The sequence below is a fragment of the Dellaglioa sp. CoH-55-MRSF-9 genome, assembly GCF_056782155.1.
The window spans coordinates 1-295 of record NZ_JBXAYG010000051.1; the positions used below are offsets into that span (position 1 = coordinate 1).

The window sequence follows — 295 nt, forward strand, 5'->3', positions numbered from 1 at the left end:
ATGTAGCCACGCTCCAGCATCGTATCAACCCAGCCCAGACGTGCCTGATTTGCGTGGCGTATCCAAGTTTGCTGCTCATCCGGGATCATCATACGTGATTCGGACGGGACTCCACGCTTCTGGAACGCCACCCAATTACTCAGTGTGCTACAGCAGAGCTGCGTTGACGCCCGGATATCACCTTCAATGAGATACACCAATTCCACGGCTTCATCACGAAGGTATTCGAGTTCAGTTTCCGGAAGCGTGAGGCCCTTCAGGATATTGCACATGAATTCCGAGTAGTCGCTGTTTT

1 protein-coding gene is annotated in these 295 nt (G+C 52.2%); it reads right to left on the bottom strand.

Going from position 1 to position 295, the window contains the following annotated elements:
- Positions 1-295, bottom strand: a 295-nt coding sequence (locus AC1RPV_RS07750; protein ID WP_481764192.1) for a hypothetical protein, incomplete at both ends; no start/stop codon positions are given.